A 16,477-nucleotide genomic window follows, 5' to 3' on the forward strand; every position below is an offset into this window, starting at 1 on the left:
GACCGCCCGCGCTGGCAACCCGTTGCCACGTGTTGCCGCAGGGCGTCACTCGGGAGCGATCGTGGACTCCCGCACGACGAGCTTGGTGGGCAGCACCACGGCCTCGGTTGCCCGGGCCTGGGCCCCGCGCGAGATCGCCAGCACGTTGCGGGCCGCGGTCACGCCGAGCGAGTGCAGCGGCGCGGCGACCGTGGTCAGCGCGGGGGTGACGAGCTCGGCCATGTTGGAGTTGTCGAAGCCGATCACACTCACGTCCCGCGGCACCTGCCCGCCCATGGCCCGCACCCCGCGCATGAAGCCGATGGCCATCTGGTCGTTGTAGGCGACGACCGCGGTGGTGCGCTGGCGGCCCCACTCGGCCGCAGCCGCCACGCCGCCGTTGACGGTCGGCGCGAACGGCCCGACCCGCCGGACCCGCAGCTCGAGCTCCATCGCGGCCTCGCGCAGGCTGCGCCACCGCATCCCGTCGGCCCAGGACGCCTCCGGGCCGGCGAGGTAGCAGATCTGTTCGTGGCCGAGCTCGCCGAGGTGCTCGGCCGCGCGGCGCATCCCGCGCAGGTTGTCGGTGACCACGCTGGGCACCCCGGTGACCACCCGGTTCAGGACGATCACCGGCTTGACCTTCGCGATCTGGCGGATCGCCGAGTCCGACATCCGTGAGCTCGTCAGCACGATCCCGTCCACCGTGGACAGGGCCCGCTCCAGCACGGCCCGTTCCCGCTCCGCGGACTCCTGCGTCTCGGCGAGCAGCATCGTGTAGCCGGCCTCATAGGCGGCGAGCTCGGCGCCGCGGACCACCTCGAAGAACACCGGGTTGGTCACGTCCGCGAGGATCACGGCGATCATCGACGTGCGGGTGGTGGACAGTGCGCGGGCCTGCGGGTTCGCCCGGTACCCGAGTTCGACGGCGACCGCGCGGATCCGTTCGGCCGTCTCGGCGTTGACGCGACCGGGTCGCGAGAACGCGCGTGAGACGGTGGACGGCGCCACCCCTGCGGCTTTGGCGACGTCATAGATCGTGGTGGATCTGCCTCCCGGCGGCGCTGCCACGCGGCGAGTCTAAGAGGAACTGCAACAAGTGGCAACCGCTTGCCGTCCCAGGGCCCCGCTGACTGAATTGAGCAATCGGATGCAGACGCGCCCCGACGTCGACGTCCCCCGCCCGTACCGCCACCTCGACCAGGAGCGATGACCATGTGGACCCTGTCCGGATTCTCCGATGAGATCTCACCCGACCTCGAACTGCAGGCCTCGACTGCGACCGGCCTCGGACTGACGCACATCGAGTTCCGCAGCGCGTGGAACACGAACGTGCTCGATCTGGACGCCGATCAGCTCGCCGAGGCGAAGCGGATCCTGGACGCACACGGCCTCAAGGTCTCCAGCATCGGCTCCCCGATCGGGAAGATCTTCATCGACGAGGACTTCGCGCCACACCTGGACCGGATGCGCCACGCGGCGGACGTCGCCAAGCACTTCGGCGCGCCGTACATCCGGATCTTCTCGTTCTTCCTGCGCCCGGACACCGACCCCGCGGCAGTGCGTGAGGAGGTCATCAACCGGATGCGCGCCCTGGCCGAGGTGGCCGCCGAGGCCGACGTGGTGCTGCTGCACGAGAACGAGAAGGAGATCTACGGGGACATCCCCGAGCGCTGCCTCGACATCGTGGAGACCGTGGACTCGCCGAACCTCCGCCTGGCCTGGGACTCGGCGAACTTCGTGCAGGTGGGGGTGCGCCCGTTCAGCGAGGGCTACGCGATGCTGCGCCCGCACCTGGCCTACATCCAGATCAAGGACGCCCACCTCGCCGACGGGCAGGTGGTGCCGGCCGGCCGCGGCGACGGTGAGCTCCTCGACACCGTCCGCGCGCTGCGGGGGGACGGCTTCGACGGGTTCTTCTCCCTCGAGCCGCACCTGAGCGTGACGCACAGCCTCGGCGGCTTCTCGGGTCCCGAACTCTTCACCGAGGCATGGCAGGCTTTCACGGACATGCTCAAGGCCGAAGAGATCCCCTTCGCCTGAGCCCGCGTACCACCTACTCTCGTCAGGAGAACCCCTGTGCCAACGGCGGCAGTCATCGGCTGTGGTGACATCTCGATCGTCCATCTCGAAGCCATCTCCTCCCTCGGTGCCGACCTCGTCGCCGTCGCGGACACCGATCCCGAGCTGGCCCGGGCCACCGGCGCCCGCCTCGGCGTGCCGGCGTTCACCGACCACCGCCAGCTGCTGGCCGAGGTCCGCCCGGACGTCGTGCACGTGTGCACGCCGCACGATCAGCACGTGAGCGTCGCCCTCGACGCGATCGAGGCTGGCGTGCACGTGATCACCGAGAAGCCGCTGGCGCACACGATCGCCGAGGGCGAGCGGCTCGTCGCCGCCGCCGAGGGCGCACCGGTCAAGGTGGCCGTCTGCCTGCAGAACCGGTACAACGCCCCGAACGCCCGCATGAAGGAACTGCTCGACTCCGGTGAGCTCGGCGCCGTGCAGGGTGCCTCCGCGGGTGTCTACTGGCACCGCAATGCCGCCTACTACGAGGCCAAGCCGTGGCGGGCCACCTGGGCGCGCAGCGGCGGCGGCCTGCTGATCAACCAGGCCATCCACACCGTGGACCTGCTCCAGTGGCTGCTCGGCGACGTCGAGCAGGTACGCGGCCACGCCGCCACCCACGTGCTCGGTGACTCGATCGAGGTCGAGGACACCGCCGAGTTGATCCTGGACCACTCCGGCGGCGCCCGGTCCGTCATGTTCGCCACGAACGCGCACTCGGTGAACGCCCCGGTGTTCGTCGAGGTGCTCACCGAGCGCGCGACCCTGACGATGCGTGGCGACCTGCGGGTGCAGTACACCGACGGCCGCACCGAGCATGTCGCCGAGCGCATCGCCACCTCGAGCGGTCGCGCCTACTGGGGCATCTCCCACGAACTGCTCATCGGCGACTTCTACGACACGCTCGACGACCCGGAGCCGTTCTGGATCTCGCCGGCCGAGGCCGCGAAGTCCCTGGCGATCCTGAAGAGCATCTACGCGCAGTCCCCTGACCTCGGCGCGCCGGCCGAGTCCGTCGCGCTCCCCGTGGGCGCGCGCTGACGCCGACCGCCACTCCACGCCGGACCTGACGCCGACCGCCCAGCCGCCGGCCCCGCCGTCGGCCCGTCCGGCGGAGCGCAGCCGTGCGGAACCTGAGACAGCCGCGCCCCGGCACCGGCGTCGTGGCACGATCTAGACCATCCGCCGAGCCCGCCGCGCCGGGCCGGCCCGAACCTCAACCACATCCATCCGGAAGGACACCAAGATGAGCTCGTCCCCCACCGCCACCGCACAGGTCGGCGTCGTCGGACTGGCGGTCATGGGCCGCAACCTGGCGCGCAACTTCGCCAACCACGGGCACACCGTGGCCCTGTACAACCGAACCCAGGCGCGCACCGACGACCTGATCGCGGCCCACGGCAGCGACGGCAACTTCGTCCCCGCCACCTCCGTCGAGGAGTTCGTGGCCAGCCTCGAGCGCCCGCGCCGGATCATCCTGATGGTCCAGGCCGGCGCCGGCACCGACGCCTCCATCGACTCGCTGCTGCCCCACCTCGAGGAGGGCGACATCGTCGTCGACGGCGGCAACGCCAACTACGAGGACACCCGGGTCCGCGAGGAGAAGCTGCGTGCGCGCGGGCTGCACTTCTTCGGAGTCGGCATCTCCGGCGGTGAGGAGGGCGCGCTGAACGGCCCCTCGATCATGCCGGGTGGCTCCAAGGAGGGCTACGCCCAGATCGGGCCGCTCCTGGAGGACATCTCCGCCAAGTACGACGGCGAGCCCTGCTGCGCCTACATCGGCCCGGACGGCGCCGGTCACTTCGTCAAGATGGTGCACAACGGCATCGAGTACGCCGACATGCAGTTCATCGCCGAGGCCTACGACGTGCTCAAGGCCGCGGGCCTGGACACGAAGGCGATCTCGGACGCGTTCCGCGAGTGGAACACCGGTGACCTCGATTCGTTCCTGATCGAGATCACCTCCGAGGTGCTCGACCAGGTGGACGCCAAGACCGGCAAGGCACTCGTCGACGTCATCAAGGACGCCGCCGGGCAGAAGGGCACCGGCCGCTGGACCGTGCAGAACGCCCTCGAGCTCGGGGTGCCGGTGAACACGATCGCCGAGTCCGTGTTCGCCCGGTCCGTCTCCGGGCACACGGACCTGCGCGCCGCTGCCCAGGCCAACCTGTCCGGTCCGGACCAGACGTTCACGCCCGACGACGTCGCCACCCTGATCGAGGACGTGCGCCAGGCGCTGTGGGCGTCCAAGGTGATCGCGTACGCGCAGGGCCTTGACCTCATCCGCACCGGCAGCCTGCAGTACGGCTGGGACATCGACGTGGCCGAGGTCGCCAAGATCTGGCGCGCCGGCTGTATCATCCGGGCCCGCCTGCTCGAGCGCATCCGCTCCGAGTACGCCGCCGGGAACCTGCCGACGCTGCTCGCCGCGCCGAGCATCAGCGAGGGCCTGGCGAACGCCCAGAAGGGCTGGCGCCGGGTGGTCGCCGACGCGACGCTGGCCGGGGTGCCGGTGCCGGGCTTCGCGAGCGCCGTGTCCTACTACGACTCGGTCCGGGCGGAGCGACTGCCCGCCTCCCTGATCCAGGGGCTGCGGGACTTCTTCGGTGCGCACACCTACCAGCGCGTCGACGTCGAGGGCACGTTCCACACCGAGTGGTCCGCGGACCGCTCGGAGACCAAGGAAGCCTGACCGATGGGGCACGGGCCCACGCTGAGCATCCTCACACCGGGCCAGATCGTGGCCGGCGCACAGCGGGTCCGTGCCCTGATGGAAGGCACCGGACCGCTCGGGGTCGCCTACTCCGGCGGCGTGGACTCCACGGTGCTGCTCGCCCTGGCGGTGCAGGCCCTCGGCGCCGACGACGTGGTCGCGATCCTCGGCATCTCGCCGAGCCTCGCGGCCGACGAGCGGACAGCGGCCCACGAGGTGGCGGACGTCATCGGTGCGCGGGTGGTCGAGGTGCACACGCACGAGGGTGAGAACCCCGACTACCAGCGCAACGACGTCGACCGTTGCTTCTTCTGCAAGGACGAGCTGTTCAACCGGATCTCGGACGAGGTGGTGGCCGAGCACGGCCTGGTGAGCGTCGCGTACGGCGAGAACGCCGACGACGCGAAGCGGCCGGACCGGCCCGGCGCCAAGGCCGCGACGAACCACCGGGTGCTGCGCCCCCTCGCCGAGGCGGGCGTCGACAAGGCGATGGTGCGGGCGATCGCCCGGTCCCTCGGCCTGCCGAACGCGGACAAGCCCGCGGCCCCGTGCCTGGCCTCGCGGATCCCACACCACCAGGAGGTCACCCCGGCCAAGCTGGGGCAGATCGAGACCGTCGAGGCCGGCCTGCGCCGGCTCGGGTTCGCCGACTCCCGGGTGCGCCATCACGGCGAGATCGCCCGGATCGAGCTGCTCACCGAGGACATTCCACGAGCGGCCGAGCCCGGGCTGCGCGAGCAGATCCAGACCCTCGTCACCGGCGCCGGGTTCGCCTTCGCCGCCGTGGACCTCAAGGGGATCCAGTCCGGCGCGTTCACGATGGCACTGGTCGAGGGCCGCGGTGTCTGACGGCTGGACTCCCCCGCCCGAGCTGAGCCGGCTCGTCGACCTCGATCACGACCGGGGCGCCCGCCGCGGCTACCCCGAGGCGGTCTACTGCGAGGGCAAGAGCACCGCGCAGGTCGCGCTGATCGCGGCCGCGTACGCGGCCCGGCACCGGTCGGCGACGGCGTCGCTCGCCGCGGGCGGTGACGGCGGGCCGGTCTCCGCCCACCCGGGCGAGCAGACGTCCTCGGGCGAGGCTCCCAGCGACGAACCGCAGGCCGCCCGCGCCGCCGAGCAGACGCCGTCGGCCGTGCTGTTCACCCGGGCGAGCGCCGAGCACGCCGCAGCGATCCTCGCCGAGCTGCCGGACGCCGTCGACGACCGCGAAGCGCGGCTGGTCGCGTGGCCGCCGACGCCGCCCGAGCCCACCGGCGGCCTGGTCGTCGTGGCCGCGGCCGGCACCTCCGACCTGCCCGTGGCGCGTGAGGCCGAGCTCACGGCGCGCTACCTTGGCCGGCGCACCGAACTGGTGATGGACGTCGGCGTGGCCGGGCTGCACCGCGTCCTGGCCCGGCTCGACCTGCTCCGCTCCGCCGCGGCGATCGTGGTGGTGGCCGGCATGGACGGCGCGCTGCCGGCCGTCGTCGCGGGCCTGGTGAGCGCCCCGGTGGTGGCCGTGCCCACGTCCGTCGGCTACGGCGCGGCGTTCTCGGGCCTGGCCCCGCTGCTGTCGATGCTGAACGCGTGCGCCCCGGGCGTGGGCGTCGTGAACATCGACAACGGGTACGGCGGTGGTCACCTGGCCGCCCAGATCGCGGCCACTGCGACCCCGGACGTGAGTTCCGGCCCGAACGATCGGTAACATGATCCGCAGCCCTCGCGATCCGCGGGGGCTGACGCACACCCAGGATGGAGAACATGGGCGCCACCGGCGACTATGACAGTACCGACGACACAGGGTCCGGCGCCGAGACGCCAGCCTCCGATACGGAGAGTCACAGACCCTGGCCCCAACCGGACGATGACGATCCGGAGGGCCATCAACCCGGGCCCCGCGGCCCGCACAACCGCGAGGCGGCCATCCGATGACGGAGGTCGCACTGCTCCTGCTCGCCATGGTGCTGGTGGCGGCCTGCGGCGCGTTCGTCGCCGCGGAGTTCGCCCTCGTCACCGTGCCCCGGTCCACCGTCGAGCGCGAGGCCGCTGCCGGTGACCGCAAGTCCCAGGGGGTCCTGACCTCCCTGCGGACCCTGTCCACCCAACTGTCCGGCGCCCAGCTCGGGATCACCGTCACGAACCTGGGCATCGGCTTCCTTGCCGAGCCCGCCATCGCCCGCCTGGTCGGCCCCGGGCTCGAGAACGCCGGGCTGAGCGCGTCTGCGGCCTCGTCCGTGGCGCTCACGATCGCGCTCGTGCTGGCCACCGCGATCACGATGATCTTCGGGGAGCTCGTGCCGAAGAACCTTGCGATCGCGGCCCCGCTGGCCACCGCCCGCGCGGTCGCCGGGTTCCAGCGCGGCTTCACGAAGGCGACCGCCTGGCCGATCCGGTTCTTCAACGGCACCGCGAACGCGATCCTGCGCCGCCTCGGCATCGAGCCACAGGAGGAACTGGCCTCGGCCCGGTCCGCCGAGGAGCTCTCCGCGCTGGTGCGCCACTCCGCGAACTCCGGCACCCTCGCCGAGGACACCGCCGAGCTCGTCGAGCGATCCCTCGCCTTCGGCGACCGGCGGGCCCGGGATGCGATGACCCCCCGCTCCCAGATGGTCAGCCTGCGCCCGCAGGACACCCTCGACGACCTCATCACCACCGCGAAGGAGTCCGGGCACTCCCGGTTCCCCGTGATCGAGGTGGTCCAGGAGAACGGGCACACCGAGATCGACGTGCTCGGCCTCGCGCATGTGCGCGGCGCCCTGGCGGTGCCGTTCGAGCAGCGCGCACAGACCGCGGTCGCCACCGTGGTCACCGATGCGACGCTGGTGCCGGACTCCCTGGAGCTGGACGAGCTGCTCGACGACCTGCGCGCCGGCGGCCTGCAGATGGCGCTGCTCATCGACGAGTTCGGCTCCCTGGCCGGGCTGGTCACCCTCGAGGACCTGGTCGAGGAGATCGTCGGCGAGGTCCGCGACGAGCACGACACGGACGAGTTCGTCCCTGCCGCGGGTGCGGACGGGAGCTGGCACCTGCCGGGCCTGATGCGGGTCGACGAGGCGAGCGAACTGCTCGGCGTGGAACTGCCCGAGGATGAGGCCTACGACACCCTCGGTGGGCTCGTCGCCGACGAGCTCGGCCGACTGGCCGTCGTCGGCGACAGCATCGAGCTGATCAGCGCGCAGGTACCCGGTGAGGATCGGCAACGGCTCCGGCTGGACGTGCTCGACCTCGACGGGCACCGCGTGGAGTCCGTGCGGATCGCCGTGCTCGGGCCGGTCGAGCCCGAGGACGGCGAGCACGCGCCGCCCACCCACCGGAGCGACCATGCGAGCGAGCGGGAGGACCACCGGTGAGCGCCGCCGTCGGGATTCCGCTGACCCTCGCCCTGCTGGCCCTGAACGCGTTCTTCGTCGGCGCCGAGTTCGCGCTCATCTCGGCTCGGCGTACCAAGATCGAACCGCTCGCCCTCGAGGGTTCCCGTCGCGCCCGGATCACCCTGGGAGCGATGGAGCGGGTGTCCATGATGATGGCCGGCGCGCAGCTGGGCATCACCATCGCCTCGCTCGCGCTCGGGTCGATCAGCGAGCCGGTCATCGCGCACCTGCTCGAGGTGCCGTTCGAAGCGATCGGGGTTCCGGACGCGCTGGTGCACCCGATCTCGTTCGTGATCGCGCTCTCGCTCGTCACCTACCTGCACGTGGTGCTCGGAGAGATGGTGCCCAAGAACATCGCCCTGGCCGGCCCGGAGCGGATGGCGATGGCGCTCGCGCCGCCGCTGACCGTGATCGTGCGGGTGCTGTACCCGTTGCTGTGGGTCCTGAACGCCCTCGCGAACCTGATCCTGCGGATGATGCGGGTGCAGCCCCGCGACGAGGTGGCGAGCACGTTCACGCGGGACGAGGTCGCGTCGCTGGTCTCGGAGTCCCGTTCCGGCGGGCTGATCGAGCTGAACGACGAACGTCTGCTCATGGGCGCCCTGCAGTTCTCGGACCGGGACGTGCGGTCGGTGCTGCTGCCGATGGCGACGCTGCGGACGCTGCCCGAGGGGGTCAGCCCGGCGGGGGCCGAGTCGGTCTCCGCGGAGGGCTTCTCCCGGTTCCCGCTGCGCCGCCAGGACGGCACCCTGAGTGGCTACGTGCACATCAAGGATCTGCTCGAGACCGACCCGTTGCGCCGGGAGCGTCCCGTGCCGGCCGACGTGGTGCGGACCCTGCCGGACGTGCGCGCCACCGACTCGCTGCGGTCGGTGCTCGCCGCGATGCAGGGCAGCGGGGCGCACCTGGCCCAGGTCCTGGACACCGATGGCGCCCCGCTCGGCGTGGTCACGCTGGAGGACGTGCTCGAGGAGCTGGTCGGCGTGATCCGGGACGACTCGCGGCGGTTGCCGGCGCGCTGACGCACCCGCCGGCGGCCGGTCGCCCTAGGTCCGAACGGGCCCGACGGCGGCCGGTCGCCCTCAGTCCGAACGGGCCCGACGGCGGCCGGTCGCCCGCGTCGCGCGGGCGGCAGTCGGGTCGGGGTCGCCTCGGGCGTCAGGCCCGGGTCACCCAGATGGCGGCGGTCGCCTCGGTGCTCAGGTCGACCGCGCCGGCTTCGATCTCGGTGTCGAGGTCCAGGTCGGCCTCGGAGATCTCCCGGAGCAGCTCCGGTTCGGCATCGCTGATCCTGGCGATCCGCACCGGCTGCCCGGGCGTGACGTCATCCAGGCGGTGCGCCCGCGGCAGCGCCACAGTGCCGTCCGGTTGCGGGATCGGGTCCCCGTGCGGATCCCGGGCCGGGTGGCCGAGCACGTCGTCCATCCGGCCGAGGAGCCGGTCCGAGACGGAGTGCTCGAGCTGCTCGGCGTCGTCGTGGACCTCGTCCCACCCGTACCCGAGCTGCAGGGCGAGGTAGGTCTCCATCAGGCGGTGCCGGCGCACCATCGCCAGGGCCACCCGGCGTCCCTGCACGGTCAGCCTGACGCGGCGGTACGGCTTGTAGTGGACGAGCCCGGCGCCGGCCAGCCGCTGCACGTTCTCCGAGACCGTCGGCGCGCCCACACCGAGGCGGGCGGCGAGCTCGGAGGTGCTGGCGCCGTCGGGACCCCACTCGCCGATGTTGTAGATCGCCTTGAGGTAGTCCTGCGTGACATTGGAGGTGGGCAGCTCGACGTCGTCGACACGCAGCGACCCGCCGTCGGCGCCCGCCTCGGCGGCGACGTCGCCCCCAGACGGGGCGAGCGCTCCGGCCACACCCGCGTCCGGGTGTTCACAACGCACCCCCGGTGCCAGGGTGAGGCCTGCGCAGAACTGTTGCTGCGCCGTCGCCGGCTCGTTCGTGGTGACCACCTCAGAACACCAGCAGCCACTTCTCGCCGAACGCGAGCACCGCTGCCGCGACGACGAGCAGGTACCAGAGCGCCGTGATGATCCAGCGGTTCCCGACCAGGAACGAGCGCAGGCCCGGCCCACCGGGCAGCGCGCCGTTCTGCACCGAGCGCGCCGTGGTGTGCACGAAGAGCGGGATGATCACCGCCCAGATGACCAGGCAGTACGGGCACAGCGCGCCGATCTGGGTGAGGGCCTGCACCTGCAGCCAGGTCACGAACGCGATCGCGAATACCGTGCCGGCGAAGAACCCACGCCAGTACCAGCGCGGCAGGCGCAACCCGGCCAGCAGCAGGACCCCGGTGGTGATGACGACCGGGAACGCGATCAGCCCGATCAGCACGTTCGGGAAGCCGAACGCGCTGGACTGCTCGCTGGCCAGGAACACGCCGCACCCGATCAGCGGGTTGATGTCGCAGGCGGGCGTGAAGTTGGGGTCCTTGATGACCTCGAAGTAGTCGAGGGTCAGTCGCACGGATGCCCACAGGCCGGCCAGGCCCGCGATGATCGTGAGGATCGCGTACTCGCGACGGGAGCCGCCGAGGCGCTCGTGCTCGTTCGGCACACTGCGCGCACCCGCGGGCGGGACCGGCTCCAACTCGTCGTCGAGATCGTCGTCGGCGAAGTCGTCGGCATCGGTGCGGTCCTCGGCGGCGCGTGCGTCGAGGTCGTCCGCGCCGGCCGGCAGGTCAGCGCTCGCGCTGGTCGGTTGATCGAGGCTCAAGGTCTTCGGCTCCGTCACGTCGGGAATCCTGACACCAGTATGGGACATGCCGGCCACTCACTCATCGGCCGGGTTGCCCTCCGCGTCCCCCGTGACGAACGTCTCGGGCACCTCCGGGAATGCGAACCAGTCGGAGATGTCAACGCTCGCGTCCGGGTCGATCGTGATCAGCCGGTAGTCCACCGGCAGGCTGGCCTCCGGGTCCCAGCGGATCACGGTCATCACCGACGGGTTCTGCAGCGGTCCGATCGTCGGCGTGCCGCTGCCCGCGCCGGCGGTACTCGCCGACGTGTACTGCAGCCCGAGACCGAGCTGGCGCGGACCCACCTGACGGTGCAGGTGCCCCGAGATGCTCAGCGTCGCACAACCGGCCTCCACGGACTGCCGGCCGGCGAACGGGCTGTGGATGAGCACGATGTCCACAGGCTCGTCGTCCTCCTGGAGCTGACATGCGAGCTGGCTGATCCGGTTGCCCATCTGGTTGATCGTCTCGTCCCGCTCCGGACGGGTCGGTGCCCCGAGCGAGGTGAGGGTGGGGTCGGTGTCGCCGAGGATCCGGATGCCCTGCACGTCGACCGGCTCGCCGTGCAGCACGGTCCAGCCGGCGTTCGCCTCCTGGTCGGCCGTGGTGACCGAGTCGTGGTTGCCGTCCGAGACGACGACCGGGACGCCGTCGGGGATGCCCCGGGCGAACGCGTTCACGCAGTAGGACTCGACCGACGTGCCACCCATCACCGTGTCGCCCGCGTTCAGCACGAGCGAGGACTCCGAGGCGGAGACCGCGGCCCCGACCACCGGGGCCATCCCGACGTTGCAGTGCAGGTCGCTGACGAGCAGCATCGTGACGAGCTCGGGGTCGCTCTCGGTGGTGTCGGCTGCGTCGGTGCCGGAGTCGCCGACGGCGGAGTCGTCGGTGCCGGAGTCGTCGGTGCCGGAGTCGTCGGTGCCGGAGTCGTCGGTGCCGGAGTCGTCGGTGCCGGAGTCGTCGGTGCCGGAGTCGTCGGTGCCGGAGTCGTCGGTGCCGGAGTCGTCGGTGCCGGAGTCGTCGGTGCCGGAGTCGTCGGTGCCGGAGTCGTCGGTGCCGGAGTCGTCGGTGCCGGAGTCGTCGGTGCCGGAGTCGTCGGTGCCGGAGTCGTCGGTGCCGGAGTCGTCGGTGCCGGCCGCGGCCGCACCCGCGTCGCTTGCCGGATTGGTCGGCTCGGTCCCGGACTCCCCCGACGGACTCTCCTGCGGTGTCTCACCCTCGGCGGGGGCGACCGGGTCCGCCTCGGCGGCATATGCGGCCTCGAGGTTCGTCTGCACCTCGGCGTAGAACTCGGTGTTGTCATCGATCGCGTCCACGACGTACCCGCCGTAGTGGTCCACGAGGGTCGCCAGCCGGCCGGTGATCCGCGCCTCGGCCAACGGTGTGTCGGCGAGGATGCGAGAGGTCCGCCCCACCCCGCCCGAGGTCTGGGTCGCCTCCACGAGTGGCAGCCCCACGAGTACCACCGCCAGCGCGACGCTCAGGGCCGGCACGCCCTGCCGCGCCCACGCACTCTTGACCGCTTCGCGGAGCACACCGTGCGCCGCCAGCCGGCCGAGGGCGACGCCGACCAGCAGCACCGTCCAGTACAGGATCCACCGAGAGACGACGTCCAGCACGAGACCGTATGCGGCATCGGAGATCGCGGCCTCCGGGTTGGCCAGGAACTGGCTGTAGCTGGTGAGGTCGGACGTGAGGCCCACCACCGGGTCGGTCTGAGGCGTGCTCAGCTCGATCGGGATCTCCTTGACCAGCACGTCCACGCCGAGGTTCAGCGGCAGCGGCGAGTCGACGATCAGGGCGCCCAGCGGGCCCATGTCCACCGTGACCTCCCCGTTGAGGCGCACGCTGTAGTCGGCCCGGTGTGGACCGAGGGAGCCTTCGAAGTCGGCTGTCATGACCCCGGCGAGGAGGGACAACAGACCTGTGAGCACGAACGCGACCACAGCCCGGATGGTGCGGCGAGTGCGTGGGCGCTGGCGGTGCCACCACTCGAAGCGGTGCCGAGCAGGCGGTGCTGACGCGTCCGAGTCGCTCTCCCCGTCGGCCTTCATCGGTGCGCCCGCGCCGGCCGCTTCACCAGTCGCGATGGCCGCGTCGTCAGTCGCGTCGGTCCCGGCGATGTCGCCATCAGCCGCCGCGCTGGCCTGGTCGTCGTTCCCGTCAGTCCCGGGTACGTCACCATCGGCCGCGCTGGCGTCATCGTCGATCCCGTCAGTCCCGGGTACGTCACCATCAGCCGCGCTGGCCTCATCGTCGATCCCGTCAGTCCCGGAGACCTCACCATCGGCCGCGCTGGCCTCATCATCGGACGGTCCTGCGGCGACGTGCCCCTCTACCTCCGGGTCGGCGTCACGGTCCGCTTGACCCGCCGAGGACCGGTCCGAGGCCTCCGCCACGCTGCCGTCATCTTCCGGCGGCTCGACAGTGACCCCATCAGCACCGTTCGCCGTGCCGGCGTCATCCGGTCCGGTCGAGTCCACGTCGGGTCCGCCGATACCGTCAGGCTCGGCAGCCGCGTTGGGCTCGTTGACGTCGCTCGGGTTCCGTTCGTCGTCAGGCTCAATGGGCTTGTCGCTCATACGTCGATTTTCACATTGACCCGGGACTCCCCGCGCACTCGGCCCGCCAGTCGGTCCGACAGCGAGCCATCGAACCTGTTCGACCCCCTGGCGGTTAGGTCGTCGATGCCCGTCGTCATGGCCGCCGTCGAGACGCAGTGGATGCGCACACCAGCGACATTCAGACCCCGTCGGTCCGGATCCTGTGGATGGGGGGTCATTTGGGTGTTTCGGAGCCCGTTCTGGGGTCGGTTGGATGGGCTGATGTCCGTGTATCCACAACGGAAATCGGGGTCCTTGCGCTGTCGGTGGGACGTCCTAGAGTGGAGGTCAAGCAGTCAAACAGACGTACGAATGCCAGTCAGTGTTTCGGACCATTCGACGTCGATGGGGAGGTGAGCACACATGGACGACACCACCACCACGACCGGTGCTGGTGCGTCGGGGGCGAGTGTGGCGCTCGCGTCCCGGATGCACCTGTCTCTGGCGGACCTGATGGCGGGGTCGCTGGAGGATCAGCTGATCGCGATCGAGGCCCTCACCCAGGGCATCGCGACCGCGGATCCGGTCACCGAGTCCGACCGGTACGGGTCCCGGTTCCTGGGCCACGCGGCGTTGCGGACGCACCTGATCACGCAGGCGTTGACCGGTGCCCAGCTGGACTGGATGGGCCTGGAGTCCGAGGCCGGGACCTGGGACACCAGCAAGGGATTCCGCACCTACCCGCACTTCGTGGCCAAGACCTACGGCATCAGCGGTGCCAGCGCCCGCCGGATGTCGACCCTGGCCACCGGGCTACGCAACAGTCTGCCCGCGACCCGGACCTGGCTACGGACCGGAAAGATCGGCATCGACCAGGCCCAGATCCTGCACAAGGCCACCACCACCCAAGCCGCCGTCGACGGCCTGCAGTACCCCGCCACCCCCAACAGCTCCGAGGGCACCGACCCCACCACGGCCACCGCGGCCACCGCGGCCACCGATCCTGACAGCACCGGGGACACCGGCAGCGCCGACACCGGCGCTCCCGAGGGCACCGACCCCACCGCCACCCCCGACACCGACGCCGCCGGGGACAGCGGCACGTCCGAGGCCGCCGAGGCCACCGACACCGCGGCGGCGCCCACCGGCAGCGCCGACGCCAGCGACGAGGCCGACCCCACTGCGACCCCCGACGCTGACGCCACAGGCGCCCCCGACGCCGCGGGCGCTGCCGCCGCTGCTGGTGCTGGTCGGGTGCAGACGGTGGAGGAGTTCCTCCTCGCCAACGCCGCCACCCGCTCGCCGGAGGACCTGCGCAGGTTGGTCGATCACTTCGTCGCGATCGCTGACCCCGACGCCACCGACAAGGCCCACCACGCCGCCTCCGACCGCGAATACCTCAACATCGACCGCACCATGGACGGCTACCACCTCGCCGGGTTCCTCACCCTCGAACACGGCCAATACGTACGCACCGCACTGGAAGCGATCATGGGCAAGCCCGCCGCCGGAGAGACCCGCACCTCCTCCCAACGCCGCGCCCAAGCCCTCAGCGACCTCGCCCACACCGCCCTGGACCACGGCAAAGTCGGCACCTCCGGATCCGTCCGACCCCACCTCGGCGTCCTCATCAACTACCCCGAATTCCTCGACATCATCACCACCACCGAAACCACCCAGACCGCCACTGGAGCCGGAACCGAGGAAGCCCCCGGGACCGAGGAAGCAGCCGGAGCCGAAGACTCGGCGACCGGCGAGGCGCCCGACGCAGCCGAGGCAGCCAGCCCGACGGCGCCCCCGCGACCGATCACCGAACCCCTACCCGGCCTAGACACCACCACCGACCCAGCCGATGACCCGGCCGACCACAGCCCGCGCAACAACGCCAACCCGACCGGCCCGACCGCAACGGACACGGCAGCCACCCCGGCCAACGAGCCCGGCACGCCCGCGCAAGCACCCACCCCGGCGAACCCAGCCACTCCAGCAGGCGAGCCCGGCGCTCCCGTTGCTCCCGCCGAAGCACCCACCCCGGCGAAGCCGGCCACCCCGGTAGGCGAGCCCGGCGCTTCCGCGGAGGCGCCCACCCCGACGAACCCGGCCACCCCGGCAGGCGGGCCCGGCGCTTCCGCGCAAGCGCCCACCCCGACGAACCCCGTCACCTCCCAGGACCCGGCGCACGAGCCCGACGCTCCGACACCAACGCCCACACCATCGAGCCCAGCCGCGCCAGGGCCCGGGACCAACGAACCCGTCGCCCCGGCGAAGACGCCCACCCCAGCGGACCCGGCCACCCCGGCAGGCGAGCCCGGCACTCCCGCGCAAGCACCCGCCCCCTCGCCCACGTCGGAGGCCACCGGTCTGCCCGACTGCCAATCGCGGACCGTCGGAGCACTCGGCCAACCCACCACCGACCCCAACGGCACCGCTACGCCCAGCACCAACAGCACCGCCCTGCCCGGCACCAACAGCACCGCCGTGCCCGGCGCCAACGGCACGGCCCTGCCCAGCATCGCCGTGCCCGGCATCGCCGTGCCCGGCATCGCCGTACCCAGCATCGCCGTGCCCGGCATCGCCGTGCCCGGCATCGCCGTGCCCAGCATCGCCGTACCCGGTGGCGGGCGGGACTGGGCCGCGTTACTCGCCGCGGGACCTGCCACCTTCACCGACAACACCGGACCCGTCCCCCGCGACCTGCTCGACCGCATCATCGGCTGCTCCGGCGAGACCTACCGCATCATCTTCGGACCCGACAACGAAATCCTCAACCACGGCCGAGCCCACCGCCTCTACACCGCCGCCCAACGCCGCGCCCTCATCGCCCGCGACCGCCACTGCGTCTACCACAACTGCACCGCCCCACCCGAACGCTGCGAAACCCACCACGGCACCAAACACTGGGCCGACGGCGGCAACACCGACCTCCACGACGCCGGCCTCGCCTGCTACTACCACCACCACTGGATCCACACCCACAACATCACCATGACCCGACACAACGGAAAATGGCACTTCTACCGACCCGACGGCACCGAAATCCACCCCACCAACCCGCCCTGGAACTGACCGGTTCGATGAGTG

General features: G+C 71.4%; 12 protein-coding genes. 8 read left to right on the plus strand and 4 right to left on the minus strand.

Annotation, left to right across the window (positions count from 1 at the left end; genetic code table 11):
• Window positions 1-45 precede the first annotated feature (45 nt).
• Window positions 46-1,050, minus strand: a complete 1,005-nt coding sequence (locus GKS42_RS16025) for a LacI family DNA-binding transcriptional regulator (protein WP_154794738.1) — start codon at window positions 1,048-1,050, stop codon at window positions 46-48.
• 144 nt (window positions 1,051-1,194) lie between these two features.
• On the opposite strand from GKS42_RS16025, the gene GKS42_RS16030 reads away from it, so the two are divergent.
• The 7 genes from GKS42_RS16030 to GKS42_RS16060 all read left to right on the plus strand — a co-directional run bounded on the left by GKS42_RS16030 (window position 1,195) and on the right by GKS42_RS16060 (window position 9,134).
• A complete protein-coding gene (locus GKS42_RS16030; RefSeq protein ID WP_154796763.1) occupies window positions 1,195-2,022 on the plus strand; it encodes a sugar phosphate isomerase/epimerase family protein in 828 nt (275 codons plus the stop codon).
• Window positions 2,023-2,058: 36 nt separating this feature from the next.
• Window positions 2,059-3,087 (plus strand): Gfo/Idh/MocA family protein, encoded by a 1,029-nt coding sequence (locus tag GKS42_RS16035; RefSeq protein ID WP_154794739.1) that lies wholly within the window; start codon window positions 2,059-2,061, stop codon window positions 3,085-3,087.
• Between the two features lie 205 nt (window positions 3,088-3,292).
• Entirely contained in the window at window positions 3,293-4,738 is a 1,446-nt protein-coding gene (gndA, locus tag GKS42_RS16040; RefSeq protein WP_154794740.1) for an NADP-dependent phosphogluconate dehydrogenase, read from the plus strand.
• A gap of 3 nt (window positions 4,739-4,741) precedes the next feature.
• Entirely contained in the window at window positions 4,742-5,608 is an 867-nt protein-coding gene (gene larE, locus GKS42_RS16045; RefSeq protein ID WP_154794741.1) for an ATP-dependent sacrificial sulfur transferase LarE, read from the plus strand.
• The gene (gene larB, locus GKS42_RS16050) at window positions 5,601-6,446 is read left to right on the plus strand and encodes a nickel pincer cofactor biosynthesis protein LarB (protein WP_232847693.1); all 846 of its coding nucleotides are present in this window, start codon (window positions 5,601-5,603) and stop codon (window positions 6,444-6,446) included. Before larE ends, larB begins: the two co-directional genes overlap by 8 nt.
• 223 nt (window positions 6,447-6,669) lie before the next feature.
• Window positions 6,670-8,091, plus strand: a complete 1,422-nt coding sequence (locus GKS42_RS16055; protein ID WP_154794742.1) for a hemolysin family protein — start codon at window positions 6,670-6,672, stop codon at window positions 8,089-8,091.
• Window positions 8,088-9,134, plus strand: coding sequence for a hemolysin family protein (locus tag GKS42_RS16060; protein ID WP_154794743.1), 1,047 nt, complete (start codon window positions 8,088-8,090; stop codon window positions 9,132-9,134). Before GKS42_RS16055 ends, GKS42_RS16060 begins: the two co-directional genes overlap by 4 nt.
• Window positions 9,135-9,270: 136 nt before the next feature.
• Here GKS42_RS16060 and GKS42_RS16065 read toward each other — a convergent pair whose 3' ends face one another.
• Genes GKS42_RS16065 through GKS42_RS16075 form a run of 3 tightly spaced genes read right to left on the minus strand, consistent with a single transcriptional unit; the run spans window position 9,271 to window position 13,435 of the window.
• Complete coding sequence (locus GKS42_RS16065) at window positions 9,271-10,065, minus strand: metal-dependent transcriptional regulator (protein ID WP_232847694.1); 795 nt, start codon at window positions 10,063-10,065, stop codon at window positions 9,271-9,273.
• Window position 10,066: 1 nt separating this feature from the next.
• Window positions 10,067-10,846, minus strand: coding sequence for a vitamin K epoxide reductase family protein (locus GKS42_RS16070; RefSeq protein ID WP_154794744.1), 780 nt, complete (start codon window positions 10,844-10,846; stop codon window positions 10,067-10,069).
• A 39-nt stretch (window positions 10,847-10,885) separates the two neighbouring features.
• A complete protein-coding gene (locus GKS42_RS16075) occupies window positions 10,886-13,435 on the minus strand; it encodes a metallophosphoesterase (RefSeq protein WP_154794745.1) in 2,550 nt (849 codons plus the stop codon).
• Window positions 13,436-13,819: 384 nt separating this feature from the next.
• Here GKS42_RS16075 and GKS42_RS16080 point away from each other — a divergent pair, with 384 nt between their 5' ends.
• The gene (locus GKS42_RS16080) at window positions 13,820-16,462 is read left to right on the plus strand and encodes an HNH endonuclease signature motif containing protein (RefSeq protein WP_154794746.1); all 2,643 of its coding nucleotides are present in this window, start codon (window positions 13,820-13,822) and stop codon (window positions 16,460-16,462) included.
• Window positions 16,463-16,477: the final 15 nt, after the last annotated feature.

The organism is Occultella kanbiaonis (assembly GCF_009708215.1).
In the GTDB taxonomy this organism is placed as follows: Bacteria; Actinomycetota; Actinomycetes; order Actinomycetales; family Beutenbergiaceae; genus Occultella; species Occultella kanbiaonis.

Excerpts from the sequence above, each read along its gene's own strand:
- gndA (WP_154794740.1), top strand. The coding sequence starts at position 3,293 with ATGAGCTCGTCCCCCACCGCCACCGCACAGGTCGGCGTCGTCGGACTG.
- larE (WP_154794741.1), top strand. The coding sequence starts at position 4,742 with ATGGGGCACGGGCCCACGCTGAGCATCCTCACACCGGGCCAGATCGTG.
- GKS42_RS16030 (WP_154796763.1), top strand. The coding sequence starts at position 1,195 with ATGTGGACCCTGTCCGGATTCTCCGATGAGATCTCACCCGACCTCGAA.
- GKS42_RS16055 (WP_154794742.1), top strand. The coding sequence starts at position 6,670 with ATGACGGAGGTCGCACTGCTCCTGCTCGCCATGGTGCTGGTGGCGGCC.
- GKS42_RS16080 (WP_154794746.1), top strand. The coding sequence starts at position 13,820 with ATGGACGACACCACCACCACGACCGGTGCTGGTGCGTCGGGGGCGAGT.
- GKS42_RS16075 (WP_154794745.1), bottom strand. The coding sequence starts at position 13,435 with ATGAGCGACAAGCCCATTGAGCCTGACGACGAACGGAACCCGAGCGAC.